This window comes from Alteromonas sp. MTD1 (genome assembly GCF_042848195.1).
Lineage (GTDB): Bacteria > Pseudomonadota > Gammaproteobacteria > Enterobacterales > Alteromonadaceae > Alteromonas.
In genome coordinates this window covers 238,035-265,003 of the sequence record NZ_BTGG01000004.1, presented here as the reverse complement: position 1 = coordinate 265,003, position 26,969 = coordinate 238,035, and the positions used below count along the sequence as shown (strand labels likewise).

Sequence of the window (26,969 nt, the reverse complement as noted above, 5' to 3'; positions counted from 1 at the left end):
CAATTGCGTGCAATTGCGTGGACAGGCACTTATAAAAGTGGTGTTGTAATACAGGCACTTCAAATTAGAGTGCCTGTCCACGTTAAAGCTTGATCTTAAAGATCGTAACGCAAGTCCGCTAAACCATTTTCCTTAACATTTGGCTAGTATTTAGGGTAAGCAAGCGCCAGCATCCAAAAGCACCAAGTATTCCTACAACTACAGCTCCTACAGTGGGTGCAATTGCCCAGTACTCAACATGTAAACTTCCCTCCATTTGGAACACAGAAGTCTGCAGCATGTATAAGCTAAGTTCATTTGCTAGTGCAGCCATGAACCCTGCAACTGAGCCTATAATGACAAACTCGAAAATGACACTTTGTCTTATCAGGCCAGCTTTAGCACCCAAAGTGCGGAGTATGGCAATCTCTTGGCGTCTTTCATCCATACTCGCTTGTACTTGCGCTATCAACACTAAACTTCCAGCCATTAGTACAAGCACAAGGATAAACTCAACCGCAACCGACACCTGCTCAACAATTTCCCGCAACTGGTTTATTCGGGCATCAACATCGAACATCGTTATGGAACCAAACGGCCTTAAAAGGTTTGTTAACTCTGGTTTGCGTTCTGTTGGCAAATAAAAGCTAGTAATATACGTTGGACTAAACGATTTCATTGCATCTGGATGAATAACAAAAAAGAAGTTTGGCTGCATAGTCTGCCAATTTACTTCTCTGATACTAGTGACTTTAGTTTCAACAATTTCACTACCAACATTGAATGTAAGCTTATCGCCCATTTTTATGCCTAGACGCGATGCCACTCCCTCCTCTACTGAAACAGGATATATACCTTCATTAACATTAGTGTCTGTCCCAGCATGCCACTGACCTTCAATCACCTTATTTTCTTTTTGAAGCGTATTACTCCACGTAAGGTTCGCCTCACGCCCTAGGCCTCGGCGACCTTCTCTATTAGGCGCTTCTTCTTTTGATACATCGGTATTCACGCCTTCATCGTTAACAGCAACAAAGCGCCCTCTAATTACGGGGTAAAACTCTTCAATCTGAATACCGTTGTCACTAAAGTGTCTGTCCAAGCTAGGTTGGATGTCAGGTGTAATATTTATAAGAAAGTAATTGGGCGTACCTTCGGGTAATTGTGAGCGCCACTGTGACACCATGTCGTTTCGCATGACCAACACAACAAGCAGCAACATTATGGTAACTGAGAAGCTTATAAGCTGAACGCTGTTGTCCATCGCTCGTCGCTTAATTCTTGCCCACGCTAACTGCCACGGGCCCATTCGACCACTTCCAAGCCGCCTTCCTAATGCTATCAAAACAAACGTCGCGCCCAGCAACCCTAGGACCAAAGCAGCGCCTGACACAAATAAAATCGCACTAATCTTTAAGTCTTGGCTGTACATCCACATAAGCGAAAAAATGGCACCGCCAGATGCAATAAATTGAATGCTTCGAGAACGTAAATTTGCGCTGATATCTTTTCTTAGCACGCGCAAAGGTGGAACAGAAAACAATTGTAACAAAGGGTACAGCGAAAATAACAGAGCGCACGTTGCTCCTGTTGCAACAGCTATTACCAAGGGTCTCCAGTGCCAAACATCTAAAGACACATCAACCCTGTCAGCAACTAACGAAACGACAATTTGCTGACCAATAAAACCTATTATCAAACCAATAGCGATGCCTAACGCTGTAATAAACAGTATCTGGTAAAGGTATACCTGCCTAATTACCTTACTGGTTGCACCGAGTGTTTTCATAATCGCTACTGGGTCGAAATGCCTTTGAGCATAGCGCTGTGCAGCGACGGCGATTGAAACGGCAGCTAAAACAATGGCTAAAAGGCTAGCAAGTAAAAAGTAACGTTCAGCACTCGCCACCGAGCGTCCAATGGCAGATTCATCATCGGCCACTGTGCGCCACGAGTGCAAATCATCATTTAAATTGGGTAACAACCAATCGCTAAACGTAGCAAGGTCATTTGGCTGTCCTGAAAAATACCCCACGTAACGAACTCTGCTGCCAGGCCCTGTCACCGCAGTTTTGTCTAAATCAGACATATTAATAAGTGCAATGGGGTCGGTATTAAAGATACTAAAACCAGCATCAGGGATATCTACAAGCACTCGGGTTACGCGAAAAGTGCCATCCCCTATTTCTATGTCATCGCCAAGTGTCAAACGTAGCGTCTGGAATAGTCTAGCTTGCACCCACGCTTCGCCTGGCGCTGGGAGTGCTTTAGTTTCTTGCTTCACACCGAAAGGCTGATCGCTCACGCTTACCGCTCCTTTCAGCGGATATTGTTCATTCACCGCACGTAGATCAACAAGCGACATGTCGTCACCACGAAACACCATGGAGCGTGTGGCAACTTGTTTTGCCGTACTCAACCCTTCTTCGCGCGCTTTAGTCAACCACGCTTCATCTATAGGGTCGTCTGAGCGAAGCTGGGCATCAGCAGCAATGAAAGCAGCAGAGCGCGATTTAAGCGCACCTTGTAAACGTTCACTGAATAACGATAAAGAAAGCACTGCAGCAACCGACAGCACTATTGCCAACAGAATAATGGTAAGCTCACCTCGCCTAGCTTCATGACGAAACAAACGCCAGGCTAAATTAAACGATGTTGTCATTTAGTTCGCCTCAACACGTTGTTCTGCAACACGGCGAGTAGTTTCAACTAACTCTCCAGCACTCATCGTTAATTGTCTACTACAATGCTGTGCAAGGGTGTTGTCGTGTGTCACAAGGACAAGTGTTGTGCCTTTATCCTTGTTCAGGTTGAAGAGTAACTGTTCAATTTTTTCACTGTTCTTTGCATCTAGATTACCCGTCGGTTCATCGGCAAATAAGATTTTTGGCGATGTAATAAAAGCGCGGGCAATTGCCACACGTTGCTGTTCACCTCCGGACAACTGATTCGGAAAGTGACTTGCTCGATGCTTTAGGCCTACCTGTTCAAGAATATCTAAGGCCTGTTGTTTTGGGTTTTCTAAACCTGCTATCTCAGCAGGTAACACAACGTTTTCCAAAGCGGTTAGGCTTTGCACCAACATAAAGCTTTGAAAGATGAACCCAACCTTGTTGCCTCTTAAAATAGCGCGCTGCTCTTCGTCCATAGTGTGAAGAGCTTCATTATCAAGAAAAATCTCGCCTTCAGTTACTTCGTCAAGGCCTGCGAGTAACCCCAAAAGCGTAGATTTTCCAGAGCCTGACGCACCAATTATGGCAACTGACTCACCTGGCTTGACTTCGAACGAGATTGGACGAAGGATCTGCAAAGAACCTTCACTCGTATTCACTACTTTCGTTACAGAATTAGCTTTTATCATATGAGGTATTCAATTCGTGTTTGTTAAGTTTCGTAATTTGTTTGCTTTTTTGTTTATTCTTTTAATACCCGCACATGCGGTATCAGATCAAGCAGAGCCATATGAGCAGTCAAAAAATGCTGTGCTTCTTGTACTTGGTGATAGTCTATCTGCAGCATACGGCTTACAGCAAAGTGAAGGCTGGATTAGTTTGTTACAAAAGATGTGGCAAGACGACAACATTCCGATTGAAATTGTAAATGCTGCGGTGAGCGGAGAAACAACTGACGGTGGATTAGCAAGATTCCCTCGACTTTTAGAACAACATTCGCCAACCCATGTGCTAATTGAACTAGGTGGCAATGATGGGTTACAAGGCCATAGCACTAAAAAAATTAAGCGCAATTTACTATCGCTAGTGAACACTGCTAAAGAAAGTGGCGCTACAGTTTACTTGCAGGAAATGCAAATTCCATCTAACTACGGAAAGCGATACACGCAGATGTTCACCAAAAACTATTCTGATGTAGCTATAGATGCGGATATCCAGAAAATTCCTTTCTTTCTTGAAGAGATAGCGCTAGATGACTCGTTAATGCAGAACGACGGAATACACCCCAATGCGACAGCTCAGCCTTTAATCGCACGTTTCATGGACAGACACTTAAGAAACTTAATACTTAACAACAAATAGTTGTGCTATTTTTATACTAAGCATATGCATAAAGTAGGAGTAAGCTATGGACGTATCTTCAGTAAACTCAGCGCCGGTGTCAGCGGCACTTGAAACACCTCAACGTGCATCTCAGCAGCAAGTACAGCAACGTAGTGAACAACCACAGGTATCTGAACCACAAACCTCACAGCAAACAACTGCAAATACTGACAGTCGCGTGGGATCGCGCGTGGATGTATTTGTTTAACGGCGTATCGCTGTAACTCTTTTTTCTGTGTCTCTGTGGCGGAAACGAATACTGCGACGGGTGTATAAGTCGTGGACATATAGTGGGTCTCGTGGACAGAAACGCTAATATATAGAACTCTCGTTTGATTTGACGAATAATTTCGTGGACAGACACGCTTATTCGCCCAAGTAAAAAAGTTTTGAAGGCCGGTTTATCTAGAAGTTTAAGTGTCTGTCCATGTAAACCCGCACCTGCTGACCTGCTATTCAAATCCGCGATTAATTTAGCCTTTCCAACATCCTTCGGTTACGAAGACTTGGGCTTTTTTTGTCTACCAACTCTTGCAAATAAACTTGCCTGCTTGGTTTGCTTCCAATTTTGGTAAGCCAAAATCATGCACAATGTCGAATTATCATGCACATAAACTGTACTAAAACTGAACTATTCGGCAGTTTCTTATCCTTTTTTACCCCTCATAATTAAGAGAAATAAATTTGGGATACGGATATGCCATTACCTCGCTATAAACAGATAAATACGGACGTCACGCCTTATTACCATTGCATTTCACGATGTGTTCGCCAGTCATTTCTCTGCGGAAAAGACATGAACTCTGGTGAAAATTACGAACATCGACGCAAGTGGATACAAAAAAGACTTCATGAATTAACGAAGGCATTTGCAATAAACCTTTGTGCATATGCTGTTATGCACAACCATCTGCACGTGGTGCTACATATTACAAAAGCGAGAGCTGAAGCGTGGAGTATGGATGAAGTGCTACTGAGGTGGCGTATGTTCTACAAATGTCCTCCCTTAGTTCAGCGATATTTAGATGAGCCTGACGCTGTTTTCACAGATGATGAATTAGCGGAAATTGAGTCATTGTCTGTTACTTATCGCCAAAGACTTCAATGTATTAGTTGGTTTATGAAGTTGTTGAATGAGTATATTGCGCGCAAAGCCAACAAAGAAGACGGCTGTACAGGTTATTTTTGGGAAAGACGCTTTCGTTCACAAGCTATATTGGATGATAAAGCGCTTGCATCCGTCCTGGCTTACGTTGACCTAAACCCAATACGAGCAAACATAGCTTCTACATTACGAAATTCAAAGTTTACAAGCATTCAGTACAGACTAAATGCCCAGAAAGCAGCAAAAATTCCTAGATTCTTAATGCCGTTTAAAGGGCAAAGCCCAAGAAGATTTGAATGCCTTCCATTTAGTTTTGAAGACTATTTACATCTACTAGAGCATACTCGCAGTTCGAAGGCCAATATAGATGTTGACACTGATATGAGACCAAGTACCTCTCCCTTAGCAAAGCTAAATATAACTGAGGAAGACTGGTGTTACGTAACGACGAACTTCGAGAAGCTCTTCTGCGGGCCAGTCGGTAGCCCTAACACTATGCACCAATTTGCTGAGGCCACTGATAGGCATCGTAGCCCAAACATGGCAAATGCTCAGCGATATCTAGCTTGAGGCGAATCACATAAGCGTTATATGCTGATATATCAGGGTTCGAATGTTCAAATTTAGATTGCTATGAAGACGCCTGACGTGCCAATACGTCAACAATATCTTGTGAATTGGTCAAACGGCGAATGTCGTTGAATAACAGCTCAGCTTCTGGATATTGTCTTTTCAGGTAACCGCACCACTGTTTTATACGATTAGGATAATACTTACCTTTATCACCAAAAATTTCATAGCCCGAGTATTGTATTAACAATGACGCTAGCTCAGACCAGGGCATCGGAGCGACAGCATTTTTAATACACAACGCAAGATTGGGAAGTGCAAGCGCTCCTCGACCTATCATCAAGTTGATACAGTCAGATTGCTCTTGGCAACGTTTTGCATCTTCAGCACTCCATATTTCTCCGTTGGCTACTAGCGGTATTTTAGTGTGCTGTTTTATCTTCGCAATCCAATCCCAATATGCCGGTGGTTTGTAGCCTTCAGTTTTCGTACGAGCATGTACAACGAGTTCTGAGGCGCCTGCTTCGGTTATAGCTAAGGCGTTATCGATAGCCAGTGATTTGTCTTCAAACCCCAATCGTATTTTTGCTGAAACCGGGATATGTGCTGGCACGGCATCACGAACGGCTTTAACGATGTTATAGAGGGTCTGTGTTTCTTTTAATAAAACAGCCCCCCCTTTGCTTTTGTTTACGGTTTTGGCTGGGCAACCGAAGTTCAAATCGACCCCAGGTGACCCCAGCTCAACTGCGGTTTGCGCATTCTCTGCAAGCCACTCGGGGTGTTGTCCAAGTAACTGAACTCTTACGGGAACACCAGAAGGCGTTTTGCCACCGTTATGCAACTCTGGACACAGACGATAAAAGGTTTTCTTTGGCAGCTTTTGGTCGACAACACGCACAAACTCAGTAACGCACTGGTCAAAGCCACCCACACGGGTAAGCATGTCTCTCATAAGGTGGTCAACAACGCCCTCCATAGGGGCTAGCATCACTTTCATCGACGAATGTTCTCTAAATAGCAGCATAAAAAATCGGCGCGAAAGTTTAACAAAAACGCTAACTCCCTGCTACGAAGAAAAATTAAATCGTGTTTTTAAACTAAGTGATCGTTATGTGGATTTTTACGAGGACAGACACTCTTAACTGTATTGTTAACAGCCTAATACAATAGAAGAGGAGCCATAGCTGTAAGTGACTGTCCATGTAATTTCATTTGATGGGTACTTAAGTGTCTGTCCATGAAACAGATACACGAAACATATACATGACACACTAAATCAGAGAGTTGTTGAGTATTTAAGTGCCTGTCCACTTAATTTGAGCATTAATGCTGCACAGAATGTGTTCTTTGCAGTTAAATAGCCTGTTGTTACTGTTGATTATTAGGCGCACCAGCTTCGACTAACTTACTCAGCCTTGTGAAAACACCTTTCTTTTGTTCAATTGAGAATGAACGCCAATTCACTATTTCTTCGATCGTGCGTTTACATCCTATGCAAACATCTTCGTCGTTAAGTTTGCATTGGGCGATACATGGTGATTCAGGGTACATTGTTAGCGTTCAGTACTTATGTTGTTTATGGCGTCCTTGCAGAGTTGCGCACTTTGGGAGTTGGCAATCATTGATATTGTGCTTGCAGATAATTCTTTATTTGACCACAAACACACGTAACACCCAAATCGACTTTGCAAATACGCGTCAAAATCAGACTCTGTTCTTGCGTCGAATTTTACCAAATTTTGCTTATTGCCATCGTAAATAACCGCAGAAAATGTAAACACATGAGCCTCCTTAACAGAAGGCTCAATATACATCTAGACGTCTAAACGTTCAAGCGTCTATCTGATAAAATCTAATGCGGCGCAAATTGCTGCGACTTGTGCATCATTACAGTTCTGAGGCGTTGCATTCTCACTATCTGGATACACTTCGGTGGTCGTTACGTATTTCGCATCTGTCATACCACCACATAGAAAAAGAGACTTTTTGTCATAGCAAATCACGCCATCACTCACTACATCAGCCCCAATGATCTTACCGTTTTCATCAGGAGGTGCGATATGTGTAACTTCTCTTACCGCGTCTATAACCGACTTTTGGAATTCAATTTCTGGGCTTGGAGTATTGGCAACGGTGTAAAAGCCGTCAGGAATATTCCAATTGTCGTGTGTCACGCCGTCCCTTGCAGCCAGTGCTGGCCTAAACTCACTATTGTCGGTATCAGTTGTCTCATGAAGGTCAATGTGTAAAGCAAAAAGCAGGTTTAATGAATCGACAAACTTCATCACCTGTGCAGCTTCTGGAGATGGGGAATCGACAAAGAACGAACGATTGGGGTCTATTGCCATCGGATTCCACCGATTAATGGTTTCATACCCCCAAGGGCTAACACAAGGCACCACAACAGCATTAAAATGCTCTGAATAGTCTTTTAAACGTGTTTCAATAAACTGCAAAGCACCCTGTACACCGCTAGTCTCGTAACCATGCACACCACCAGTGACAAGAGCACTAGGCTTCGAATTGTCAAATTCAACTGGCACTACTGCAAAAAGCGGATAGCGTGATTCATCATACGGCAGCGCTCCGTAAGCTAGCTTTTTAAAGCCATCTGGCACCATACGCTCAAGCTTATCTAACACTTCTTCTCGATAGCTTCTTTGAACTGTCTGTTTCGCCTTCCACTGCAATTTTTCGTCGTCACTCCAAGGTGTACCTGGTGTGCCAATTGGATAGTGTTGCATTTATCGTCTCCATTTTTATTTTGTTGTGATTCTAGCAGTTTACGGCGGTGGAGTAAGACAAAGTAAGACTGAATAACAATTATCATCGGTAGCGAAACGCACAAAGACCTATTGAACTAGCCTTCGCCCAACTCTTTCAATTAATGCTTCTAATGAAAAAATATAAACACGCACCTGAATGAAATCTAATTAAAGTGCCTGTCCACGTAAGCATGCACGTTAGCATGCACGTTGAGCACACATCAGACGCAGCGAGGAAATCCGATCAACAAAAGTGTCTGTCCACGGTGTAGGGCGCATGATATGAGGTGCGTTATTAAAGGTGAGACTTTTTGGAATAAGGCAATGGAAACAAAAAAACCAGCCGGATGGCTGGTTTTTTCGATATGGCGTCCCCTAGGGGATTCGAACCCCTGTTACCGCCGTGAAAGGGCGGTGTCCTAGGCCTCTAGACGAAGGGGACAGAAATTTTGCTAGTGAAGAAAGGCTTCACTAAATTTCTGTAAGGCGAGATGAGCTCTGTGAATCGAGCGACCTTATCCTTACCGAAATTTCCGTCCGAAGTTAAAAACTCCAGCCTATTTCACAGTTTCAATCGACTGTGACGCGATAAAATGGCGTCCCCTAGGGGATTCGAACCCCTGTTACCGCCGTGAAAGGGCGGTGTCCTAGGCCTCTAGACGAAGGGGACAGAAATTTTGCTAGTGAAGCAAAGCTTCACTGAATTTCTGTAAGGTGAGATGAGCTCTGCGAATCGAGCGACCTTATCCTTACCGAAATTTCCGTCCGGAGCTAAATACTCCAGCCTATTTCACAGTTTCAATCGACTGTGACGCGATAAAATGGCGTCCCCTAGGGGATTCGAACCCCTGTTACCGCCGTGAAAGGGCGGTGTCCTAGGCCTCTAGACGAAGGGGACAGAAATCTTGCTAGTGAAGCAAGGCTTCACTAAATTTCTGTAAGTCGAGATGAGCTCTGCGAATCGAGCGACCTTATCCTTACCGAAATTTCCGTCCGGAGCTAAATACTCCAGCCTATTTCACAGTATTAATCGACTGTGACGCGATAAAATATGGCGTCCCCTAGGGGATTCGAACCCCTGTTACCGCCGTGAAAGGGCGGTGTCCTAGGCCTCTAGACGAAGGGGACTGAAAATCTTCTTTCGAAAGCTTCGCTTTCGAGATTTTCAGTAAGGCGAAGTGAGCCAGCGAACTGAGCGACTTTTCCCTACTGATTTTTCAGTCAGAAGTTGAATCATCAACTCCAGCCTATATAACCAAGCTACATTCAATTTCTTGCGTGTAATCTGGTGGAGCCAGGCGGGATCGAACCGCCGACCTCCTGCATGCCATGCAGGCGCTCTCCCAGCTGAGCTATGGCCCCGTCATGTATCAGTCAGTGTTATGTGACTGTTCCGTGACAGCGGGGCGCATTCTAGGCATCCCCCCCTGTCATGTCAACGCTTTTTTTATGAATTTTCTCTGTTTGCTATAAAAGTAAGCGCTTTGTCGATTCTCTCGCCAATTTTCTCTTTTGACAATAGATTCAACGTGATATCAAGCGATGGAGAATTACCACCTCCTGTAACCGCTACACGCAGCGGCATACCTACTTTGCCCATACCTACATCTAATTCTTCGGCGGTACCATTAATAGCAGCTTGAATATTTTCAGGGTTCCACTCTTCAATTGCCATTAATTTATCTTTAACTAGCTCAAGAGGACCTCTTGCAACCGGACGAAGGTGCTTTTTCGCAGCATTCGCATCAAAATCTTCGTAATCTTGATAAAAATAGGTAGAAATCTCTGCCAGCTCTTTTAATGTCTTCACACGATCAGCTTGAATCGCAATAACAGATTCAAGTGATGGTCCAGCCATTAAATCAACATTCAACTCATCAAAATGCCATTTTGCATGCGCAGCAACTTCACTCGCAGGTAGCTCTTTAATGTAATGTTGGTTTAACCAAATTAGCTTTTCAGTATTGAATGCTGACGCCGACTGTCCGATAGCATCCAAACTAAATTTCTCAATCATTTCATCAAGAGTGAAAATTTCTTGATCGCCATGAGACCACCCTAGCCTTACAAGATAGTTTAGTACTGCTTGAGGAAGGAAGCCATCATCACGATATTGCATAACGCTTACTGCACCGTGGCGCTTCGACAGTTTTTTACCATCGTCACCCAATATCATTGATACGTGCGCGTATTCTGGCACTGGTGCACCTAGCGCTTCCAGTATATTAATTTGGCGAGGCGTGTTGTTAATATGGTCTTCACCGCGTACAACGTGGGTAATCCCCATATCCCAATCATCTACCACTACGCAGAAATTATACGTTGGTGTGCCGTCACTACGCTGAATTATTAAATCATCAAGCTCAGTGTTACTTATTTCAATTTTGCCACGAACATGGTCATTAATAACCACAGTACCTTCTAGCGGATTCTTGAAGCGGATAACGAAAGGCTGATCTTCAGGGTGATCGGTTCTATCTCTCCACGTTCCAGGGTAACGAGGTTTTTCGCCGCGCTCTTTCTGTGCTTCACGAATGCCGTCTAATTCTTCCGAGCTCATAAAGCACTTGTACGCTTTACCTTCATCTAGGAGCTGTTGGATTAGCTCTTTATAGCGGTCGAAGCGCGCTGTTTGATAAATAGGACCTGTGTCCCACGTTAGTCCAAGCCACTGCATGCCATCTAAAATAGCTTGCTTCGCTTCTTCTGTAGAACGCTCGATATCTGTATCTTCAATACGAAGAACAAACTCGCCACCTTTGTTTTTAGCAACAAGCCAAGAATAAAGCGCAGTACGCGCGCCACCAACATGAAGATAGCCTGTTGGGCTAGGTGCAAATCGTGTAACAACCGACATGATCACTCTCTATTTAAACAATTCCAAAAAGTTGCGCGCATTCTACCAGTGTAAGCAACACTTCAAAAGTAAGATGATAAGTTCTGTTAGTAATAAAGATTCAGAGCTACATATATAGGCGCTAAATAGGCTCTGAATTTAGGGGGATTAATAAAATACCTAGTTGTAAATAAGCGAGGAAATAGTGTGGACAGACACGCTAGGCATTCACTATACGCGCTACTCTTTTTAATACCTGTAGGTGGGACTATATCTTTAAACTATGACGCAGACCTTAACTTGGACAATCACCCACAACGACTATAACGTGGACAGTCACTTACAAGTCTCTCACATGTCGCACTATCATTTTTAAACTGATGCTTAGCAGACATGCGTCAATCGTGTGTTCGAAAATAAAAATGAGCACCTTTGCTCAACATCTCATTGTTTGAAAGCCGCACTTTATTAACTTACTCCAAGGGAATATTCGCTTAAGAAACGCCGAACTGCTTGGGCCATTCGTAATATGGTAAAAGCTATGTGATTAACCTAAATCGGCGCTCTTTTCATCAATTTAATCAATATCCCAGCAGAATGTTTAAATTTCGGGCATACAGTCATTTTTCTTTAATTTTATTGTTGACACTAACGGAACCGACTCTATAATACCGCCCCACTTGCTTCGGCAAGGATTGAAAAATATGGACGCTTAGCTCAGTTGGGAGAGCATCGCCCTTACAAGGCGAGGGTCACTGGTTCAAGCCCAGTAGCGTCCACCACTTTTCAATCGCATTTAAAATATGGACGCTTAGCTCAGTTGGGAGAGCATCGCCCTTACAAGGCGAGGGTCACTGGTTCAAGCCCAGTAGCGTCCACCACTTTTCAAATGCATTCAAAATATGGACGCTTAGCTCAGTTGGGAGAGCATCGCCCTTACAAGGCGAGGGTCACTGGTTCAAGCCCAGTAGCGTCCACCACTTTTGAAAAATCACAATACGGACGCTTAGCTCAGTTGGGAGAGCATCGCCCTTACAAGGCGAGGGTCACTGGTTCAAGCCCAGTAGCGTCCACCATCCTCTTTCTATATCCAAATCAAATAATCAGCTCTTCTTTTGGCGCATCGTATAGCCGTAGGCTAATTTTACCCCATTAAAGCTTTTTCCCTTACGCTCCGATACATTGTATATTGATGATATTATGCCCAATACAATAAACGTATCTATACTTACTGAAGTACAACATCGTGGTATTGTGTAAAAATACGCCTTAAGGACAAAGCCTAAATGAAACTAAACTTAGCGAAAAATACTAAGTTACTGATTGCAGAAGACCAAGTGCTGGCAAAAAGCCACATGCACTATGCGCTTCAGCAGTTGGGTTTCAAGAATATGGACTATGTTGACAGGCCCTCGTCTGCACTTTCAGCAATGCAGCAACACGACTACGATGCCATTATATGCTCTTATAGCCTGCGCTCTGAACAAGGCGGCTATTTTCTGCTAGAGCAGCTTACCCATGAAAAAGCACTTCCGCTTACTAGCGCTTTCATCTTTACCAGTGCCGATACTTCAACAGAAGTGGTTCACGCTATCATCGAGCTACAGCCAGACGAATTTATTGCAAAGCCGTTTTCTGTTAACGAGCTAGATAAGCGTTTAAGCCGTGTTTTGTCGCGTAAAAAGGCGCTAAAAAATGTTTATCGTTTTATGGATTCAGATGACCATGAGCGAGCATTGGCGGAAGTAGAACACTTTCTTGTACAACCAGAGAATGCAGATCACTACCCTCTTGCGTTTAAGATAAAAGGCGATCTGCTTTTATTAACCGAACGTTTTCAGCAGGCCGTTGCCTTTTACGAGTCGATAATCAATGTTCAGGAATTTAATTGGGCAAAACTCGGTATAGCCATTGCGCTTTTAGCACTCAACGAATTAGATGACGCAGAACGGGAAATTATACAGCTGGCTATGCGTCCAGATTCGGCACTAAATGCTTACGATTTATTAGCACAAGTCCAAATAAAGCGTTCAGAGTTCGATGATGCATTAGAAAGTACGCACTTAGCATGCGATATTTCACCGCGAAATATCGCTCGCCACCAGCAGGCGTTAAATCTAGCGCGTATCACTCACGACTATGAGAGCCAGTTTAACAGCGCTAGAAAAATGGTGCGATATGCCAAAGGGTCAATACACGATAAGCCCGAGGTTTACCTAACCGCTGCACGGGCAGGTGTAGATTTCGCAATGACGTCAGAACCAGAGCATGTACACAGCATCATAAAGCAGTCGAATGAATACCTAAGGCAGCTCAAACAGGCTCATCCTAAGGCCTCATTAAGTGATGAACTTGCCGTTATTGAAGCGCGAATTCACTACTTGAAAGATGATACCTTGAAAGCGCAAACCTTGTTGTCAGAGTTCTATACCGATCATAGCGAGCAGCACTCAACTGAAGCACTGCTCGACCGAGCGAAGGCACTTCATGAAGTGGGAATGAAAAAAGAGTCGCTTCAAATTCTAGACGCTATTGCTGACAAGCAAACACAAAGCGTCGGCGAGGTTGATTTGATGCAGACTTACCTAAAACAAGAGCGAGCCGAAAAGAAAGCCATTTCGCTAAGTCCGAAAGTGTTAAACAACACAGCAGTTGCCCAATACAAGAAGGGCAACTTAGAGCAGTCGTACAATATCTTTGCGCAAGCGTTTCGCGTAATGCCTAAAAACCCATCTATTGCACTAAATTATTTGCAGGCAATACTGCGGGCTCGAAAAGCAAATACAGCACTTCTCCCGAATACCAGGCAGGCAATAAAAAACTGTAGAGAAATATTAGAATCTGCAGCACTTACCAGCGACCAACAAACCCGTTACGACTCGGTCAAGCAAATACTTAGCAACGCCTAGCAGAAAAGACTAATTGGTATAAACCACAACTGTCTCATCAAAAACTTTGTCTTTGTATTCAAGCTCGTGACTGAACGACATCCCAAGTTTTTTCATAATATTGATAGACGCTGCATTGTCTGGGTTTGCGATGGCAGAAAATTGTTCTACACCTATTTCGTACAACGCTTCTTTTACCGTTAATGCAGCTTCGGTCGCGTAGCCTTTCCCCCAACTAGACTGTTTAAAACGCCAGCCTAATTCAATATTATCGGTTTCAGGATGTTGAGTGAAAAAGCCGAAGGGCCTAACAAGGATCCAGCCTATACTTTCACCATCGTCCAATTTGTCGACACGCCATAGGCCCCAGCCGAAAGCAAAATTAGAGAATGCTTGCACTCTAGGAATGAAAATGTTTTGGATATCTTCTTTTGAAGACTTTTTACCGCCGTTGATGTACTTCATAACTAGTTCATCCTGATCTAGTTCCCATAAGAAGTCAGCGTCTGATTCGGTAATGTAGTGGTAAGAAAGGCGCGCACTGTCCGTGATATGCATATACTTCCTTTATTATTGTTCTTAAACGTCACATCTCTTTAGGAATATAGCCTATTTTTACGTCAAACCAAACAAAAATAGCGTTCTCTAGCCGCCCAGCATGGCAAGGTGTTTAGTAGCCCCGGTTTTTCGCTCGTGTAAATAATGTGTTTCGTGCTTTTGACCCAGCACGTTTTGTAAGAACGCGACCACATCATTTACGTTTCCACTGGTCAATAAATCGCGCATATCAATGCCGTTTTCACTGAATAAACATAAATGAAGCTTTCCTGGCGCTGAAACTCTCAACCTGTTGCAGGTTTTACAGAAGTCTTTACTGTACGGCATTATCAGGCCAATACGCCCTTTATAGTCGGGGTGATAAAACTCTTGCGCAGGGCCTGCATCTTTTCGTCTTAATAACGGTTGCCAACCCATTTCAATTAACGTGTCTTTAAGGGGCGAGCCGCTTTGGTGCTGCTGGTTAAAGAACTGCGGTAAGTTACCGGTCTCCATCAACTCGATAAAACGAAGAGTGACAGGCATATCCTTTAACCACGCCAAAAAGCGATGAAGGCGACTATCTGAAAAATCATTCAGCAGTACTGAATTCACTTTTACGTCTAAACCACAGTCTATCGCGGCATCAAGCCCGCGCAACACTGCCTGAAGTTTATCTTGCCCTGTAATTGCAGCGAACTGTCTAGGGTCAAGACTATCAATGCTAACGTTTACTTGATGAAGCCCAGCCTGTTTCCACTGGGATGCGAATTTTTCCATTCTCGCACCATGCGTGGTCATTGCTACCCGCTCAATACCGGGCGTGTTTGCAGTAAGCTGTAAAATATCGAGGAAATCACGGCGCAGTGTGGGTTCGCCACCTGTAAGGCGTACTTTAGACGTACCCAATTGTGCAAATGCTTTAAGAAGAGTGTCGATTTCAGCAAGCGACATGAATTGATCACTTGATGGGCCTTCGTAACCATCAGGTAAACAGTACTGACAACGAAAGTTGCACGCTTCGGTAACGGACAAACGTAAATAATGAAATTGTCTACCGAAACTATCTTCTAACAAACCAACCTCTCGTTACTGAATAATTAATGTTTAATCTTCCCTATAAACCGTGAACTAAGTCACCGCCTAGTTAAACTACTTCCCAATAATTCAACGTTGCAACTTTTTCAATTTACGAACTCATATGCAGATTAAAACGTTTTACACCGATAAAAAAGACCAAATTAATCTCTTATATATTTCATTGCGTATTCTTGTCGGCTTGAAACACAAAACTCGTGTTATCTTAAACGCAATGTCGCATCGTTAACCATCACGCTTTAGAGCTTCACTATACACGAATATGAGAAGAAACCGATTCCCAACTAACGCCGATGAACCCGTAAAATGGCAAACCTTATCGCAACTATGGCCTTATTTGCTTGAGTTTAAGCGTCGTGTGGCACTTGCCATACTGTGCCTTATTGCAGCGAAATTAGCCAGTATCGGCCTGCCCTACGTGCTGAAATATACGGTGGACAGCTTAAATAGCGACCTCTCCACGCTAGCTATTGCGGTGCCTATAAGTTTAGTGATTGCCTATGGAGCGCTGCGATTAATTAACGTGTTGCTTGGTGAAATACGAGACACATTGTTTGGACGGGTCACCGAACGTGCAATGCGACGACTTGGATTAAAAGTTTTTAAGCATCTTCACAACCTTGACTTAGGCTTTCACTTAAACCGCCGTACTGGTGGTTTGTCACGAGATATAGAGCGTGGCACAAGCGGCATAAGCTTCTTAATGCGTTTTATGGTGTTTAACATTGTACCCACGTTATTGGAAATCAGTTTAGTAGTTGGCCTGCTGCTATTTCAGTTTGGGGTGTCGTTTGCGCTTATTATTGTGATAAGCGTGGTGGCTTACATCGGTTTCTCCATGAAAGCTACCGACTGGCGTACGCGTTTTGTTGTACAAATGAATGAAGCTGACTCAACAACCAATTCGCGCGCAGTCGACAGCTTATTAAATTTTGAAACAGTTAAATACTTTAATAATGAACAGTTTGAAGCCAACCGCTACGACACCGACTTAGCAGCGTGGGAAAAGGCGCGCAGAAAAAACCGATTATCGCTGTTCGCATTAAATGGTGGTCAAGCCAGTATTATCGCCATTGCCATGACATCTATGATGGCCAACGCGGCATACGGTGTAATAAACGGCACTATGACCATTGGTGACTTTGTGCTTATTAACGCCTTTACGATGCAAATATTTATGCCGCTAAACTTTCTTGGGTTTGTTTATAGAGAGATCCGCGGTAGCTTGGCGAATATCGATAAGTTATTCAGCCTGTTGGCACAGGTGCCTGCAATAAGTGATAGTAACGACGCTAGACCATTAAAAACAGCCAACCCTGAGATAAGGTTCGACAACGTTGCGTTCGCCTATAATGAAAAGCGCCAAATTTTAAATGGTATAAGCTTTACGGTTCCGGCGGGTGCGAAGGTAGCAGTGGTAGGTGAAAGCGGTGCTGGAAAATCCACGTTAATGAAGCTTTTATTTCGCTTCTACGAGCCAACTCAGGGCGCAGTATGTATAGACGGGCAAGACATTCGCTCACTTACGCAGCAAAGCGTACGCAATCATATTGGTATTGTGCCCCAAGACACTGTTCTGTTTAACACCTCGCTAATTGAAAATATCCGCTACGGAAAACCCGATGCTACCGACGAGGAAGTTGAGAAGGTAATTAAACTGGCACACCTTGAAGACTTTGTAGCCAAACTGCCAGAAAAGCTAGAGACAACGGTTGGTGAACGTGGTTTGAAACTCTCTGGCGGCGAAAAACAGCGCGTAGCAATAGCCAGAGCATTGTTAAAAGGCGCGCCAATAATGATTTTTGATGAAGCGACTAGCTCTCTTGATAGCACCTCTGAGCGTGCTATTTTGTCTGCACTGCAAAATGCTGCCAAAGGCCACACAAGCTTGGTAATCGCACACAGGCTATCAACCATTGTGGATGCAGATAAAATTTTGGTGCTTAAACAAGGTAATATTGTTGAAGAAGGCACACACAGCGAGTTGTTGAGTAAAAACGGAGAGTACGCTCAATTATGGCAAGCTCAGCTTCGCGACAAAACAGAGTGTAACGATGGATCCCAATCAAATTAAAGCGGCTATCAACCAAGTTATGCCCTTTGGCAAGTACTCTGGAAGGCGCTTGTTTCATTTGCCTGAGCCTTATTTGGTGTGGTTTCACAAACAAGGCTTTCCAGACAATACACTAGGTAAACAACTGGCGCTGATGTACGAAATTAAGCTAAACGGCTTAGAGTCGGTTGTAGAGCCTTTGCTAAATGACGATTAAAGCGCAGCGTATATTTGTAGGTTTCGCCAAAGTGTTAACCGATTAATGAAGATTTAGAAGTAAAGATATTTATAGATGTTAGCAAGACCAAGAAAACAGCGACGAAGCGAAGTAAACGAACGTATTCGCAAACTACATGAAGCCATTGCCGATAAGGTATTAGCCAATCCAGATTTATTAGATGGTATTGAAGATAAGCTAGAACAACGTTACGAATCAAAAATGATGCGATATGGCAGCTATATGCTGTGGAAAAGCATTTTGGAAACGGTAAATCAGCCCGATGTGTTCAAAGCACTGCTTCTTGCAGAGGATGAGCGTACCGCTAACCTGCGACGAGAAACCATTTTCACGGGCGTATTAACAGAAGAAGAGCGCACTAGCGCTCTTCAAAACTAACCAATAGCGAGACGTGCGTCTGGGTACTTAATTCTGCTGCTGCGAGGACTTGCAATAAAGTACGCCATCGTCAGCGGCCCCAGGCGGCCAATATACATCAACGCAATAATAATAAATTCACCACTGCTAGATAACGTGCCGGTTAGCCCGCGCGACAGGCCCACGGTACCAAGCGCGGAAACAGCTTCGAACACGATATCTAAGAAAGGCGCATCTTCAGTAATAAGCAGCAAGAAAATAGCCATCCAAGTAATGCCTATTGATATTAGCGTAAGCGCTAGTGCTTTACTCACCGTTTCGGCATTAATAGATTTACCAAATAGGCTTGGTACGGCACCGCGTCGAATATAGTTATACGCGGCAAGCAAAAGCACAATAAACGTAATTAGCTTTATACCGCTAGCAGTACTCATCGAACCACCACCAATGAACATCAATAGTAGCATTAATGCTGTTGTTGCATCTTCAAGCGATGCAATATCAATAGTGTTAAAGCCCGCCGTGCGAGGCGTAACAGCTTGAAACCAAGACGCCCACAACGCAGCCTGAGTATCCATGCCTGCCAACGTGGCTGGGTTGTCCCCTTCTATAAGCAAAATAAGCACGAACGCCAGCACATTAATTACAACCGTACCTAAGATCATGGCTCTAGCGTATACCGACAATGGCTGCCAACGACGCTTTTTGAGGAGCTCTAACCATACTGAGAAACCAAGCCCACCCACAATGAACAGCAAGGTTATTGAAATATTAACAACGGGGCTTGCTACATAGGCACTTAAGCTGTCACTACTTAATGCAAAGCCAGCGTTGTTAAAGGCGCTGATGGTGTAGAAAAAGGCATGAAACATAGCATCTAAAGGCGGTAATTCTTGCCACCAGAATGCGGTTAACACAATAAAACCTACGCTTTCCACTACAAAGGCAAACAAGAGTACCGCTTTGGCAGTACTAACTAACGTCGACATATCAGTTTGATTGAACGCTTCTTTCACTGCCGACTGCTGCATAAAGCTCATTTTATTGCCCAACGCGATAAGCGTTACCACGGCAAATGTCATAAGCCCTAAACCGCCTAGCTGTATAAGAATGGCAATTATTGTTTGCCCTGCAAGGGTAAACGCACTTCCTGTGTCAACCACCACAAGACCCGTCACCGTAACAGCTGAGGTAGCAGTAAAAAGGCTTTGAACCCAAGTAATGGGCTGGGTTGTCATTATGGGAAGCTTTAGAAGCAACGTGCCAATAATAATGACAGCAAGAAAGCTTAAACTAAGTATGAGCGGCGGTGCAGCCTGCACCTTTTTCGCGCCTTTTGGTTTTCGCTCTAGCTGGCGATACGCCGGACTCCATCTGTTCATTTCACTAGCCTTGGTGCAATAGCAACTAGCGATTCACGAGGCCCACACAATATCGCCGTATCGTTTGGCTGAAGCTCAAATTTAGCAGCAGGCGACGGATGAAGTGTCTGTCCACGTTTAACGAGCAAACAGTTAAGCTGTTTTTCAAAGCCTGACAAAATGGTGGCGAGTGACTGCGGCTCAAAATTATCAGACAAATTTACGTCAACAATATAATGCCCGTGCCCAATGCCCATATAATCGTTCACCATTGGGTAGTTTAACGCCTGTGCGACCCTTGCGCCCATCTCTTCCTCGGGGTGAATAATTTTTGAAACGCCCAGCTTCGATAAAATAGTGTGATGTGCATTACTATTGGCTTTCACCCAAATATTGCTAACGCCTAAATGTTTAAGCGCTAGCGTACACAGCAAACTGGCCTCCATATTTTCGCCAATGGCCACCAGCACCGCCTCACTTTCACATAAGTTGAGCTCAGTTAGTGCGCGTTCATCACACCCATCACATATTAAGGCTTGGGTAAGATCGCCAGCATATTGCTCTACCAGTCGTTCGTTTTTGTCTATCCCCGTAACAGTATGACCCATATGAATAAGCTCTAGACTTGCTGTTAGCCCAAACTTGCCAAGTCCAATAACAGTGAAATGCGACATTTAACAACTCCGTTTAAGTAACATTGAAACGATAACCGCGCTTCGGCATGGTCTCTATAAACGTTGAAGCGCAGTTATGTTCATCTATTTTCTTGCGAAGCTGACGCACTAATATGCGTATATAGTGCGAATCTTCGCTGTGGTGAAGGCCCCAAATTCGACGCAGCAACTCTTGCTGGCTTATAAATTCTCCAGGCTGTTTTGTTAGCTCATCTAAAAGCTGTAATTCTTTTGGTGCCAGCGGTATGACGTGATTGTCTATTGAAAGCGTTCTTTCCTTTATTGAAAGAGAGATATTGCCCATTGTGCGATTGGCAGAAGCAGTTACAACGGTAGGATTAAAATCGCGCAGTAATACTTTTACCCGCACAACTAATTCCTTTATACCGAATGGCTTGCTTACGTAGTCATTCGCACCTTGAGATAAAAGCTGAACTTTGTCTGTTTCTTGATCTCGTGCTGATAACACCAACACAGGAAGCCTACTGGTTTGCCGAATACGAGCCAGAACGTGAGCACCTTCGCCGTCTGGTAACCCTAAGTCGAGAATCACTAAATCTGGCGGGGTTCTTAAAAACATTGCAATGGCATCTGCAACGTTAGAAGCTTGAACACAGTCATACCCTTCTGTACGTAGTGCAATACTTAACATTTGGGCAATATTGATGTCATCTTCAACGATTAGAATGGTGTTAGCCATGCTGGTGTCCTTTTAAAAGGCGTATATACACGCAGCCACCAGCATTGCTATTTTGAAGTGATATACTTCCTTTGTGAGCCTCTACAATACCTTTTGCCACACTAAGTCCTAGCCCTATTCCTTTGGTTCCATTGTCGGTGGGTTGTTCGGTTTGAAACAGCGAAAAAGGCTTTTGAAGCATAGCTTCACTGAACCCCTTGCCATTATCTTTTACACAAAAGGTAACGCTGTTTTCATCATCGCTTACTTTCAATTGCACTTCGTGTTCGCTGAATTTAAGCGCATTTTCTATAACGTTATACAACGCTTGTTCGAATAAAGATTCCGACAGGGTAACAAATTGATGTGAAGCGCTATTTTCCACAGTTAAGCGTGAATTGTTCACTCTAGTCTCAAGAGATGAGACGACTTTAACAAGGGGCACGCTTTCTAAGTTCACCGCTAGTGCATTGTGTTCAATCCGCGTAGCCTGAAGCAAGTTTTCAATGTAGGCATACAAGCGTCTTCCTTCAGCTAGTACACCTTGTAACAGCGCATGCTTTTCACTCTCTTGCAATTTATCGCCATAAGTATTGATGGTCTCTACTGAACCAATGATGGTTGAAAGTGGAGTTCGAAGGTCGTGAGAAACAGAGCGCAGCATGCTGGACTGTGTAGTAGCCACTTCAAGAGCTCGCTGCTGCTTTCTAACATAAGCGGCCACTTCATTTATAAGTAATGACACCAGCATAAAAACAATGAAGTTAATACTGTCTTCTAATTGATTTATGCGAAAGGAATAAAGGGGTGCGGTGAAGAAGTAGTTAAAGCTTAGCGCCCCAATAAAGCCAGCAATAATGCCGCTTAAACGCGACCCTACAAGTGCGGAGATAGCGCACGCTAATTGCAATAACAGTAATATTGCTCCCAAAGGAAGCAACCATTCACTTAACACTACGCAAACTACTACCGCCAATATCATTATACCCAGTGGCAACAGCACGCTTTTAAACTGCTTCATAATACATGTCGTTCAACTTCGATGTATTTAGCATATCAAGCAGCGTAAGAATTAACGCGTAAAATTTCCGTAAAAGTTTTTTTGTAAAGCTAGAGCATGTCACGCCAATAAAAAAGGCCAGTGAGCACTAAATGCTTACTGGCCTTACTGTTTTCACATTTTTTATTGGCGAATTGCTAGTTACGCGCTGCGCAAATGATCGGCCACTAAAAACGCCATTTCAAGAACCTGGTCTGCATTTAAACGCGGGTCGCACTGCGTTTTGTATGCTTGCGCCAAGTCGTCGTCACTTATTTGATATGCGCCACCCGTACATTCGGTAACGTGTTGACCAGTCATTTCAAGGTGAATACCACCAGCATGCGTTCCTTCTGCTTCATGAGCTTGGAAGAACTGCTTAATTTCACGCAAAATAGCGTCGAAATTACGGGTTTTGTAACCGCTTGATGCAGAGAATGTATTGCCGTGCATTGGGTCAGAGCTCCATACCACGTGACGCCCTTCCTCTTTAACGCGGCGAAGAAGACGCGGTAAATTGTCTGCCAAGTTATCGGCACCCATGCGCGTTATCAGTGTTAAGCGACCAGGGTCGTTTGATGGGTTAAGTGCATCGATCAAACGAATAAGCTCGTCTTCCTGCATACTCGGCCCCACCTTCACACCAATTGGGTTGTGAATACCGCGGAAGAACTCTACATGCGCGTGATCAAGCTGACGGGTACGCTCACCAATCCACACCATATGCGCAGAACAGTCGTAAGGTTTGCCCGTTAGGGTATCAATACGTGTAAGTGCTTGCTCATAGTTAAGCAACAATGCCTCGTGCGAGGTAAATAACGAGGTTTCATGCAGCGTAGTGCTGGTTTGTGCATTAATGCCTATAACATCCATAAATGCCAGCGTATCTTGGATACGCGTAGCCATATCCGAATAGCGCTCTTTCAGCGGGTTGTTTTCAACAAATGCCATGTTCCAGCGGTTCACTTCGTGCAGGTCAGCCAAGCCGCCCTGTGCAAAAGCGCGCAGCAAGTTAAGCGTTGAGGCGCTGCGGTGATAAGCCTCAAGTAAACGGTCTGGATCTGGGCGGCGTGCCGCCTCGGTAAACTCAAAGTTGTTGATAATGTCGCCGCGATAGCTAGGCAGTGTTACACCATTACGGGTTTCAAAATCTGAGGAGCGCGGCTTTGCGTACTGCCCTGCCATTCTCGCTACCTTTGTTACCGGGCAACGACCGGCAAAGGTAAGCACAATGGCCATTTGCAGCAACACTTTAAACGTATCGCGAATTTTAGGCGCATTAAACTCATCAAAAGATTCAGCACAATCGCCACCTTGTAATAGGAAGCCCTTTCCTAAACTTACTTCACCTAGCTGACGGCGCAGTTCACGAGCTTCAGCTGCAAAAACGAGTGGCGGATACGTACTAAGTGTTTGCTCTACTTCTTGTAATCGTACTTTGTCTTCGTACTCGGGTTGTTGAAGAATAGGTTTATTTCTCCAACTATCTACTTGCCAATTACTCAACGGTGTTCTCCTGAAAATATTAACGTAGGGCAAACGTTTTAATATTGATAATAATGAAAATGCTGATGTAAGCGTAACGACTTGCGCTAATCAGTCTAATTAGGAATTAAATGATAAAAATGTAATTGAAGCACTGTATCACATTTACTCAAGCGAAATAGGTGCACAAACTTGAAATTCTAGAAAGTTATCGTGCTTGCTTATAGCAAAATGGCATTCAAAAACAGTTTCTAAATTACCCTTTGTAAGTACAGCCTCTGGTTTGCCTGCGCCAACAATACATCCATGCTGCATTAACCATATAGTATTGCTGTAGTTTGCGCTTAACCCAATATCATGACAGCTCATAATAATGGTATTGCCTTTATTGCACAGGACTTGAACTAATTGCGCTACCGCATATTGATGACGAATATCTAACCCTTGCAAAGGCTCATCTAATAGCACTAAGGCTTCGCCTTTTTGCAGTTGATGCCAAAGCTGAAGCAGAACACGCCCAAGCTCCACGCGCTGTCGTTCGCCACCAGAAAGCTGAGTCAGTGTTTTATCCAGAAATGAGGTTATCTCAAGTGCTTTTTCTAATAGTACTGGAATGATGACATCGGCCGCAGAAGTGCTTGGCATATAAAAGCTCAGATACTCACGCACGCTTAGATGAAAACTGCTCTGGGTATGTTGAGGTAGCAACGTTCGCACGTTAGCAAGGCTCGCCAAAGGCCAGTGTTCAACCGATTTGTTGTGCAGCAACACGTTTCCAGAATCGGTAGCAATCATTCCTGCTATAACAAACAAAAGCGAAGATTTACCCGCACCATTTGGGCCCAGAATGTAAATACACTCGCCTTTTTTTGCATCTAATCTTTCGATATTCAGCCGTTTTTTAAGCTTGATATTAGATAGCGAAATGATTGGTTGCTGTTGGTTTTCCATACCCTAGCCTCGCACATGACCTTTTGCCAATGCCCAAATAAGCAAAGGCCCGCCAAGGGTGGCAGTAACCATAGAAACCGGAAGAGTAATGGCTCGGGTTAGCTCTGAAGCAAGAGCAACCAGTAAAAGCAAGCTTGCCCCCGCTAGCGCGCTTAAGGGCAGTAGCCACCTATTATTGTGCCCTACAATTAACCGTAAAACATGAGGTACTAACAAGCCAACAAAGGCAATAGAGCCTGCCATAGACACTGCAGCACCAACGGCTACGGCACATAGGATAAGGCTGCGCTCGGTTAGTTTCTCAACGTCAACACCACTGCTTCGCGCCGCTATATCTCCGGCATACAGTTTATTTAGTGAAGCTGCATAAAAAATTTGGCCACCAACAGCGCCAATAATAAGCGGTGTGCCGACTGCTAAGATAGGCCAATTGGTTTGATAAACACTACCCATTAACCAAAAAGTGAGGTTGCGCAGTGCACTCGCGTCACTAAATAAATAGAGCCACGCGATAATTGCGCCGGCGAGTGTGGATATTGCAATACCAGACAATATTACCGCCGTTGACGACCCCAAGAACTTTCGCGCCAATCGGTATATTACAAACGTGGTAGCAAGTGCCCCAATAAAGCACCCGAAAGGAAGAAGGTAATGCAAATAAGGCTGAGCCCAACTGGGTGACAGTAAAAGCAATGCTGCTGCGACCAAGCTTGCACCACTTGTAATGCCTACAATTCCCGGGTCGGCCAGTGGGTTGCGCAACACCACCTGTAATGTTGCGCCACTACTTGCCAATGCCGCACCAACCAATATTGCTGTAATCACTAACGGAAGCTGCAACTGTAACGTTATATGCTGCTTTAATGCAGGCTCAATATCTGAAAAAAATACGACGCCAAGCACACTGCAAATCGCTAGCACGAATACAATGGTAAGCGCTACAACTACATTTTTCCCTTGGTTCAACCTTTTTATATTCCTATTAAGATTGTTGAATATGCGCAATTAGCCCGTCTGACGCTTCTTCAATTAAGTCTAATACAAGCTCAAAACCACGCTTTCCGCCATAATACGGGTCGGGTACTTCTTTATCTTCAACGCTTGCGAAGTCTAGAAACAGCTTTATTTTGTCTTGATACTGACTAGGCGACATTCCGCGTAAATTCGATAAGTTGCTGTCGTCCATTGCAAGAATGTAGTCAAACTTTTCAAAATCACTTTCATCTACACGACGGCATTTAAGCCCCTTAAAACTATAACCTCGCGCTACGCCTGCTGCTTGTGAACGCTTATCCGGCGCTTTGCCGATGTGATAACCATGGGTGCCTGCAGAGTCGATGACTAATTTTAATCCTGCGTCAGCGGCTTTTTGTTTAAATACAGCTTCAGCGGTTGGAGAACGACAGATATTTCCCAAGCACACAAATAAAACCGACGTTGATTGTCCCATTTACTTTCCCATTTACCTTTATGTGAAGTCGCTATGACAGAGCGTGACTAAACTTTACGCCTAGTTTCACGTATGATACGCCGTCAGAAAAATTGTGGAGTTTGTATGACCGCACACGTATTAATGCTTAGCAGTTCACGACAAGGCAGCGAGCCTTACCTAGAACATGCAAGGGCGCTTATTTTTGCACACTTAGGTGACATTCGCGACCTTCTATTTGTCCCTTATGCTGCTGTAACACAAAGTTACGACGCCTATGTAGACGCTGTTGCTACAGCACTGCCAGAATGCAATGTAACTGGCCTACATACGTTTGATGATCCGGTAAGTGCTATTAATAAAGCTAAAAAGAACAATCAAGCCATTGTGGTAGGCGGTGGTAACACGTTTCACTTACTATCAAGCCTTTATTCAAACGCGCTAATAGTCCCCATGAAACATGCTATTGCAGACGGCACACCTTATGTAGGCTGGAGTGCAGGTTCAAATATTTGTGGCCAGTCAATTAGAACCACCAACGATATGCCTATTATCGAGCCGCCTAGCTTTGATGCGCTTGATATCGTGCCGTTCCAGCTTAACCCGCACTACACCGACTATCAGCCACCTGGGCATAATGGCGAAACTCGAGACCAACGCTTAGCTGAGTTCACCACACTGAACCCTACTACACCAGTGGTAGCAATTAGAGAAGGTACTGCATTAAAGCTAAGTGGCGGAACTCTGACGCTAGAGGATGGCCGTTCGCATAAAAAAGACGAGCATGACGGCTTTATCTTTTTAGGTGATGAGAAAAAGCCGTTAAACGCAGGTGCAGATTTAACGCACCTGATTTAAATAAGTCTA

The 26,969-nt window shown here is 44.1% G+C and carries 25 protein-coding genes and 9 tRNA genes; 12 read left to right on the top strand and 22 right to left on the bottom strand.

Going from position 1 to position 26,969, the window contains the following annotated elements; all coding sequences use genetic code 11:
- Positions 1-118: 118 nt before the first annotated feature.
- Positions 119-2,641: an ABC transporter permease gene (locus tag ACGHAV_RS07290; protein WP_390378429.1), complete on the bottom strand. Its 2,523-nt coding sequence runs from the start codon at positions 2,639-2,641 to the stop codon at positions 119-121.
- Entirely contained in the window at positions 2,642-3,340 is a 699-nt protein-coding gene (locus ACGHAV_RS07285) for an ABC transporter ATP-binding protein (protein WP_390378426.1), read from the bottom strand. It lies immediately after the preceding gene.
- A gap of 16 nt (positions 3,341-3,356) precedes the next feature.
- Here ACGHAV_RS07285 and ACGHAV_RS07280 point away from each other — a divergent pair, with 16 nt between their 5' ends.
- The 3 genes from ACGHAV_RS07280 (at position 3,357) to ACGHAV_RS07270 (ending at position 5,709) form a co-directional block, all read left to right on the top strand.
- Complete coding sequence (locus ACGHAV_RS07280; RefSeq protein ID WP_390378423.1) at positions 3,357-4,013, top strand: arylesterase; 657 nt, start codon at positions 3,357-3,359, stop codon at positions 4,011-4,013.
- A gap of 46 nt (positions 4,014-4,059) precedes the next feature.
- Positions 4,060-4,242: a hypothetical protein gene (locus ACGHAV_RS07275; RefSeq protein WP_390378420.1), complete on the top strand. Its 183-nt coding sequence runs from the start codon at positions 4,060-4,062 to the stop codon at positions 4,240-4,242.
- A 588-nt stretch (positions 4,243-4,830) separates the two neighbouring features.
- A complete protein-coding gene (locus tag ACGHAV_RS07270) occupies positions 4,831-5,709 on the top strand; it encodes a hypothetical protein (RefSeq protein WP_390378417.1) in 879 nt (292 codons plus the stop codon).
- 61 nt (positions 5,710-5,770) lie between these two features.
- Here the strand turns inward: ACGHAV_RS07270 and dusC are convergent, their stop codons facing one another.
- The 10 genes from dusC to gltX all read right to left on the bottom strand — a co-directional run bounded on the left by dusC (position 5,771) and on the right by gltX (position 11,334).
- Positions 5,771-6,709, bottom strand: coding sequence for a tRNA dihydrouridine(16) synthase DusC (gene dusC / locus ACGHAV_RS07265; RefSeq protein WP_390378645.1), 939 nt, complete (start codon positions 6,707-6,709; stop codon positions 5,771-5,773).
- 371 nt (positions 6,710-7,080) lie between these two features.
- Positions 7,081-7,263: a DUF1289 domain-containing protein gene (locus tag ACGHAV_RS07260; protein ID WP_390378414.1), complete on the bottom strand. Its 183-nt coding sequence runs from the start codon at positions 7,261-7,263 to the stop codon at positions 7,081-7,083.
- A 2-nt stretch (positions 7,264-7,265) separates the two neighbouring features.
- Positions 7,266-7,493, bottom strand: a complete 228-nt coding sequence (locus ACGHAV_RS07255; protein ID WP_390378411.1) for a hypothetical protein — start codon at positions 7,491-7,493, stop codon at positions 7,266-7,268.
- A gap of 57 nt (positions 7,494-7,550) precedes the next feature.
- Entirely contained in the window at positions 7,551-8,456 is a 906-nt protein-coding gene (locus tag ACGHAV_RS07250) for a M14 family metallocarboxypeptidase (protein ID WP_390378408.1), read from the bottom strand.
- Between the two features lie 387 nt (positions 8,457-8,843).
- Positions 8,844-8,919 (bottom strand) — tRNA-Glu (locus ACGHAV_RS07245).
- A gap of 152 nt (positions 8,920-9,071) precedes the next feature.
- Positions 9,072-9,147, bottom strand: a tRNA-Glu gene (locus ACGHAV_RS07240).
- A 152-nt stretch (positions 9,148-9,299) separates the two neighbouring features.
- Positions 9,300-9,375, bottom strand: a tRNA-Glu gene (locus ACGHAV_RS07235).
- A gap of 154 nt (positions 9,376-9,529) precedes the next feature.
- Positions 9,530-9,605: transfer RNA gene (locus ACGHAV_RS07230), tRNA-Glu, on the bottom strand.
- A gap of 158 nt (positions 9,606-9,763) precedes the next feature.
- Positions 9,764-9,839 (bottom strand) — tRNA-Ala (locus tag ACGHAV_RS07225).
- A gap of 85 nt (positions 9,840-9,924) precedes the next feature.
- Positions 9,925-11,334 carry a glutamate--tRNA ligase gene (gene gltX / locus ACGHAV_RS07220; protein WP_390378405.1) on the bottom strand — a complete coding sequence of 470 codons (1,410 nt, stop codon included), beginning with the start codon at positions 11,332-11,334 and terminating at the stop codon, positions 9,925-9,927.
- Between the two features lie 685 nt (positions 11,335-12,019).
- Between gltX and ACGHAV_RS07215 the strand changes: the two genes are divergently transcribed.
- The 5 genes from ACGHAV_RS07215 to ACGHAV_RS07195 all read left to right on the top strand — a co-directional run bounded on the left by ACGHAV_RS07215 (position 12,020) and on the right by ACGHAV_RS07195 (position 14,222).
- Positions 12,020-12,095: transfer RNA gene (locus ACGHAV_RS07215), tRNA-Val, on the top strand.
- Positions 12,096-12,118: 23 nt separating this feature from the next.
- A tRNA-Val gene (locus ACGHAV_RS07210) sits at positions 12,119-12,194 on the top strand.
- A 23-nt stretch (positions 12,195-12,217) separates the two neighbouring features.
- A tRNA-Val gene (locus ACGHAV_RS07205) sits at positions 12,218-12,293 on the top strand.
- A gap of 20 nt (positions 12,294-12,313) precedes the next feature.
- Positions 12,314-12,389, top strand: a tRNA-Val gene (locus ACGHAV_RS07200).
- Between the two features lie 210 nt (positions 12,390-12,599).
- Positions 12,600-14,222, top strand: a complete 1,623-nt coding sequence (locus ACGHAV_RS07195) for a response regulator (RefSeq protein WP_390378402.1) — start codon at positions 12,600-12,602, stop codon at positions 14,220-14,222.
- Between the two features lie 9 nt (positions 14,223-14,231).
- On the opposite strand, the gene ACGHAV_RS07190 is transcribed toward ACGHAV_RS07195, so the two are convergent.
- Both ACGHAV_RS07190 and moaA read right to left on the bottom strand, forming a co-directional pair.
- Entirely contained in the window at positions 14,232-14,759 is a 528-nt protein-coding gene (locus tag ACGHAV_RS07190; protein WP_390378399.1) for a GNAT family N-acetyltransferase, read from the bottom strand.
- 87 nt (positions 14,760-14,846) lie between these two features.
- Positions 14,847-15,815 (bottom strand): GTP 3',8-cyclase MoaA, encoded by a 969-nt coding sequence (gene moaA / locus ACGHAV_RS07185; protein ID WP_390378396.1) that lies wholly within the window; start codon positions 15,813-15,815, stop codon positions 14,847-14,849.
- A gap of 283 nt (positions 15,816-16,098) precedes the next feature.
- On the opposite strand from moaA, the gene ACGHAV_RS07180 reads away from it, so the two are divergent.
- The 3 genes from ACGHAV_RS07180 (at position 16,099) to ACGHAV_RS07170 (ending at position 18,505) form a co-directional block, all read left to right on the top strand.
- Positions 16,099-17,910, top strand: a complete 1,812-nt coding sequence (locus ACGHAV_RS07180) for an ABCB family ABC transporter ATP-binding protein/permease (protein ID WP_390378394.1) — start codon at positions 16,099-16,101, stop codon at positions 17,908-17,910.
- Positions 17,891-18,106, top strand: a complete 216-nt coding sequence (locus ACGHAV_RS07175) for a DUF3820 family protein (RefSeq protein ID WP_390378391.1) — start codon at positions 17,891-17,893, stop codon at positions 18,104-18,106. Before ACGHAV_RS07180 ends, ACGHAV_RS07175 begins: the two co-directional genes overlap by 20 nt.
- Positions 18,107-18,181: 75 nt before the next feature.
- On the top strand, positions 18,182-18,505 hold the full coding sequence (locus tag ACGHAV_RS07170) for a hypothetical protein (RefSeq protein WP_390378388.1): 324 nt from the start codon (positions 18,182-18,184) through the stop codon (positions 18,503-18,505).
- Here ACGHAV_RS07170 and ACGHAV_RS07165 read toward each other — a convergent pair.
- The 8 genes from ACGHAV_RS07165 to ACGHAV_RS07130 all read right to left on the bottom strand — a co-directional run bounded on the left by ACGHAV_RS07165 (position 18,502) and on the right by ACGHAV_RS07130 (position 26,123).
- Positions 18,502-19,866 carry a TrkH family potassium uptake protein gene (locus ACGHAV_RS07165; protein ID WP_390378385.1) on the bottom strand — a complete coding sequence of 455 codons (1,365 nt, stop codon included), beginning with the start codon at positions 19,864-19,866 and terminating at the stop codon, positions 18,502-18,504. The genes ACGHAV_RS07170 and ACGHAV_RS07165 overlap by 4 nt on opposite strands.
- Positions 19,863-20,519 carry a potassium channel family protein gene (locus tag ACGHAV_RS07160; RefSeq protein ID WP_390378382.1) on the bottom strand — a complete coding sequence of 219 codons (657 nt, stop codon included), beginning with the start codon at positions 20,517-20,519 and terminating at the stop codon, positions 19,863-19,865. Before ACGHAV_RS07160 ends, ACGHAV_RS07165 begins: the two co-directional genes overlap by 4 nt.
- A 13-nt stretch (positions 20,520-20,532) precedes the next feature.
- Positions 20,533-21,219, bottom strand: a complete 687-nt coding sequence (locus tag ACGHAV_RS07155) for a response regulator transcription factor (RefSeq protein WP_390378379.1) — start codon at positions 21,217-21,219, stop codon at positions 20,533-20,535.
- Positions 21,212-22,219, bottom strand: coding sequence for a DUF4118 domain-containing protein (locus ACGHAV_RS07150; RefSeq protein WP_390378376.1), 1,008 nt, complete (start codon positions 22,217-22,219; stop codon positions 21,212-21,214). The genes ACGHAV_RS07155 and ACGHAV_RS07150 overlap by 8 nt, the downstream gene beginning before the upstream one ends.
- 180 nt (positions 22,220-22,399) lie before the next feature.
- Positions 22,400-23,743: a class II 3-deoxy-7-phosphoheptulonate synthase gene (locus ACGHAV_RS07145; protein WP_334013149.1), complete on the bottom strand. Its 1,344-nt coding sequence runs from the start codon at positions 23,741-23,743 to the stop codon at positions 22,400-22,402.
- A 144-nt stretch (positions 23,744-23,887) separates the two neighbouring features.
- Positions 23,888-24,673 (bottom strand): ATP-binding cassette domain-containing protein, encoded by a 786-nt coding sequence (locus tag ACGHAV_RS07140; RefSeq protein WP_390378373.1) that lies wholly within the window; start codon positions 24,671-24,673, stop codon positions 23,888-23,890.
- A 3-nt stretch (positions 24,674-24,676) separates the two neighbouring features.
- Positions 24,677-25,585 (bottom strand): FecCD family ABC transporter permease, encoded by a 909-nt coding sequence (locus ACGHAV_RS07135; protein WP_390378642.1) that lies wholly within the window; start codon positions 25,583-25,585, stop codon positions 24,677-24,679.
- 70 nt (positions 25,586-25,655) lie between these two features.
- Positions 25,656-26,123, bottom strand: a complete 468-nt coding sequence (locus tag ACGHAV_RS07130; RefSeq protein WP_390378370.1) for a low molecular weight protein-tyrosine-phosphatase — start codon at positions 26,121-26,123, stop codon at positions 25,656-25,658.
- Between the two features lie 105 nt (positions 26,124-26,228).
- On the opposite strand from ACGHAV_RS07130, the gene pepE reads away from it, so the two are divergent.
- Positions 26,229-26,960 (top strand): dipeptidase PepE, encoded by a 732-nt coding sequence (gene pepE, locus ACGHAV_RS07125; RefSeq protein ID WP_390378367.1) that lies wholly within the window; start codon positions 26,229-26,231, stop codon positions 26,958-26,960.
- Positions 26,961-26,969 lie beyond the last annotated feature (9 nt).

Coding starts and splice junctions, on each gene's coding strand:
- ACGHAV_RS07160 (WP_390378382.1), bottom strand. CDS start 20,519: ATGTCGCATTTCACTGTTATTGGACTTGGCAAGTTTGGGCTAACAGCA.
- ACGHAV_RS07290 (WP_390378429.1), bottom strand. CDS start 2,641: ATGACAACATCGTTTAATTTAGCCTGGCGTTTGTTTCGTCATGAAGCT.
- ACGHAV_RS07155 (WP_390378379.1), bottom strand. CDS start 21,219: ATGGCTAACACCATTCTAATCGTTGAAGATGACATCAATATTGCCCAA.
- pepE (WP_390378367.1), top strand. CDS start 26,229: ATGACCGCACACGTATTAATGCTTAGCAGTTCACGACAAGGCAGCGAG.
- ACGHAV_RS07140 (WP_390378373.1), bottom strand. CDS start 24,673: ATGGAAAACCAACAGCAACCAATCATTTCGCTATCTAATATCAAGCTT.
- ACGHAV_RS07180 (WP_390378394.1), top strand. CDS start 16,099: ATGAGAAGAAACCGATTCCCAACTAACGCCGATGAACCCGTAAAATGG.
- ACGHAV_RS07285 (WP_390378426.1), bottom strand. CDS start 3,340: ATGATAAAAGCTAATTCTGTAACGAAAGTAGTGAATACGAGTGAAGGT.
- ACGHAV_RS07130 (WP_390378370.1), bottom strand. CDS start 26,123: ATGGGACAATCAACGTCGGTTTTATTTGTGTGCTTGGGAAATATCTGT.
- ACGHAV_RS07250 (WP_390378408.1), bottom strand. CDS start 8,456: ATGCAACACTATCCAATTGGCACACCAGGTACACCTTGGAGTGACGAC.
- ACGHAV_RS07195 (WP_390378402.1), top strand. CDS start 12,600: ATGAAACTAAACTTAGCGAAAAATACTAAGTTACTGATTGCAGAAGAC.
- ACGHAV_RS07170 (WP_390378388.1), top strand. CDS start 18,182: ATGTTAGCAAGACCAAGAAAACAGCGACGAAGCGAAGTAAACGAACGT.
- ACGHAV_RS07270 (WP_390378417.1), top strand. CDS start 4,831: ATGAACTCTGGTGAAAATTACGAACATCGACGCAAGTGGATACAAAAA.
- ACGHAV_RS07165 (WP_390378385.1), bottom strand. CDS start 19,866: ATGAACAGATGGAGTCCGGCGTATCGCCAGCTAGAGCGAAAACCAAAA.
- ACGHAV_RS07175 (WP_390378391.1), top strand. CDS start 17,891: ATGGATCCCAATCAAATTAAAGCGGCTATCAACCAAGTTATGCCCTTT.
- ACGHAV_RS07260 (WP_390378414.1), bottom strand. CDS start 7,263: ATGTACCCTGAATCACCATGTATCGCCCAATGCAAACTTAACGACGAA.
- ACGHAV_RS07150 (WP_390378376.1), bottom strand. CDS start 22,219: ATGAAGCAGTTTAAAAGCGTGCTGTTGCCACTGGGTATAATGATATTG.
- dusC (WP_390378645.1), bottom strand. CDS start 6,709: ATGAAAGTGATGCTAGCCCCTATGGAGGGCGTTGTTGACCACCTTATG.
- ACGHAV_RS07275 (WP_390378420.1), top strand. CDS start 4,060: ATGGACGTATCTTCAGTAAACTCAGCGCCGGTGTCAGCGGCACTTGAA.
- gltX (WP_390378405.1), bottom strand. CDS start 11,334: ATGTCGGTTGTTACACGATTTGCACCTAGCCCAACAGGCTATCTTCAT.
- ACGHAV_RS07190 (WP_390378399.1), bottom strand. CDS start 14,759: ATGCATATCACGGACAGTGCGCGCCTTTCTTACCACTACATTACCGAA.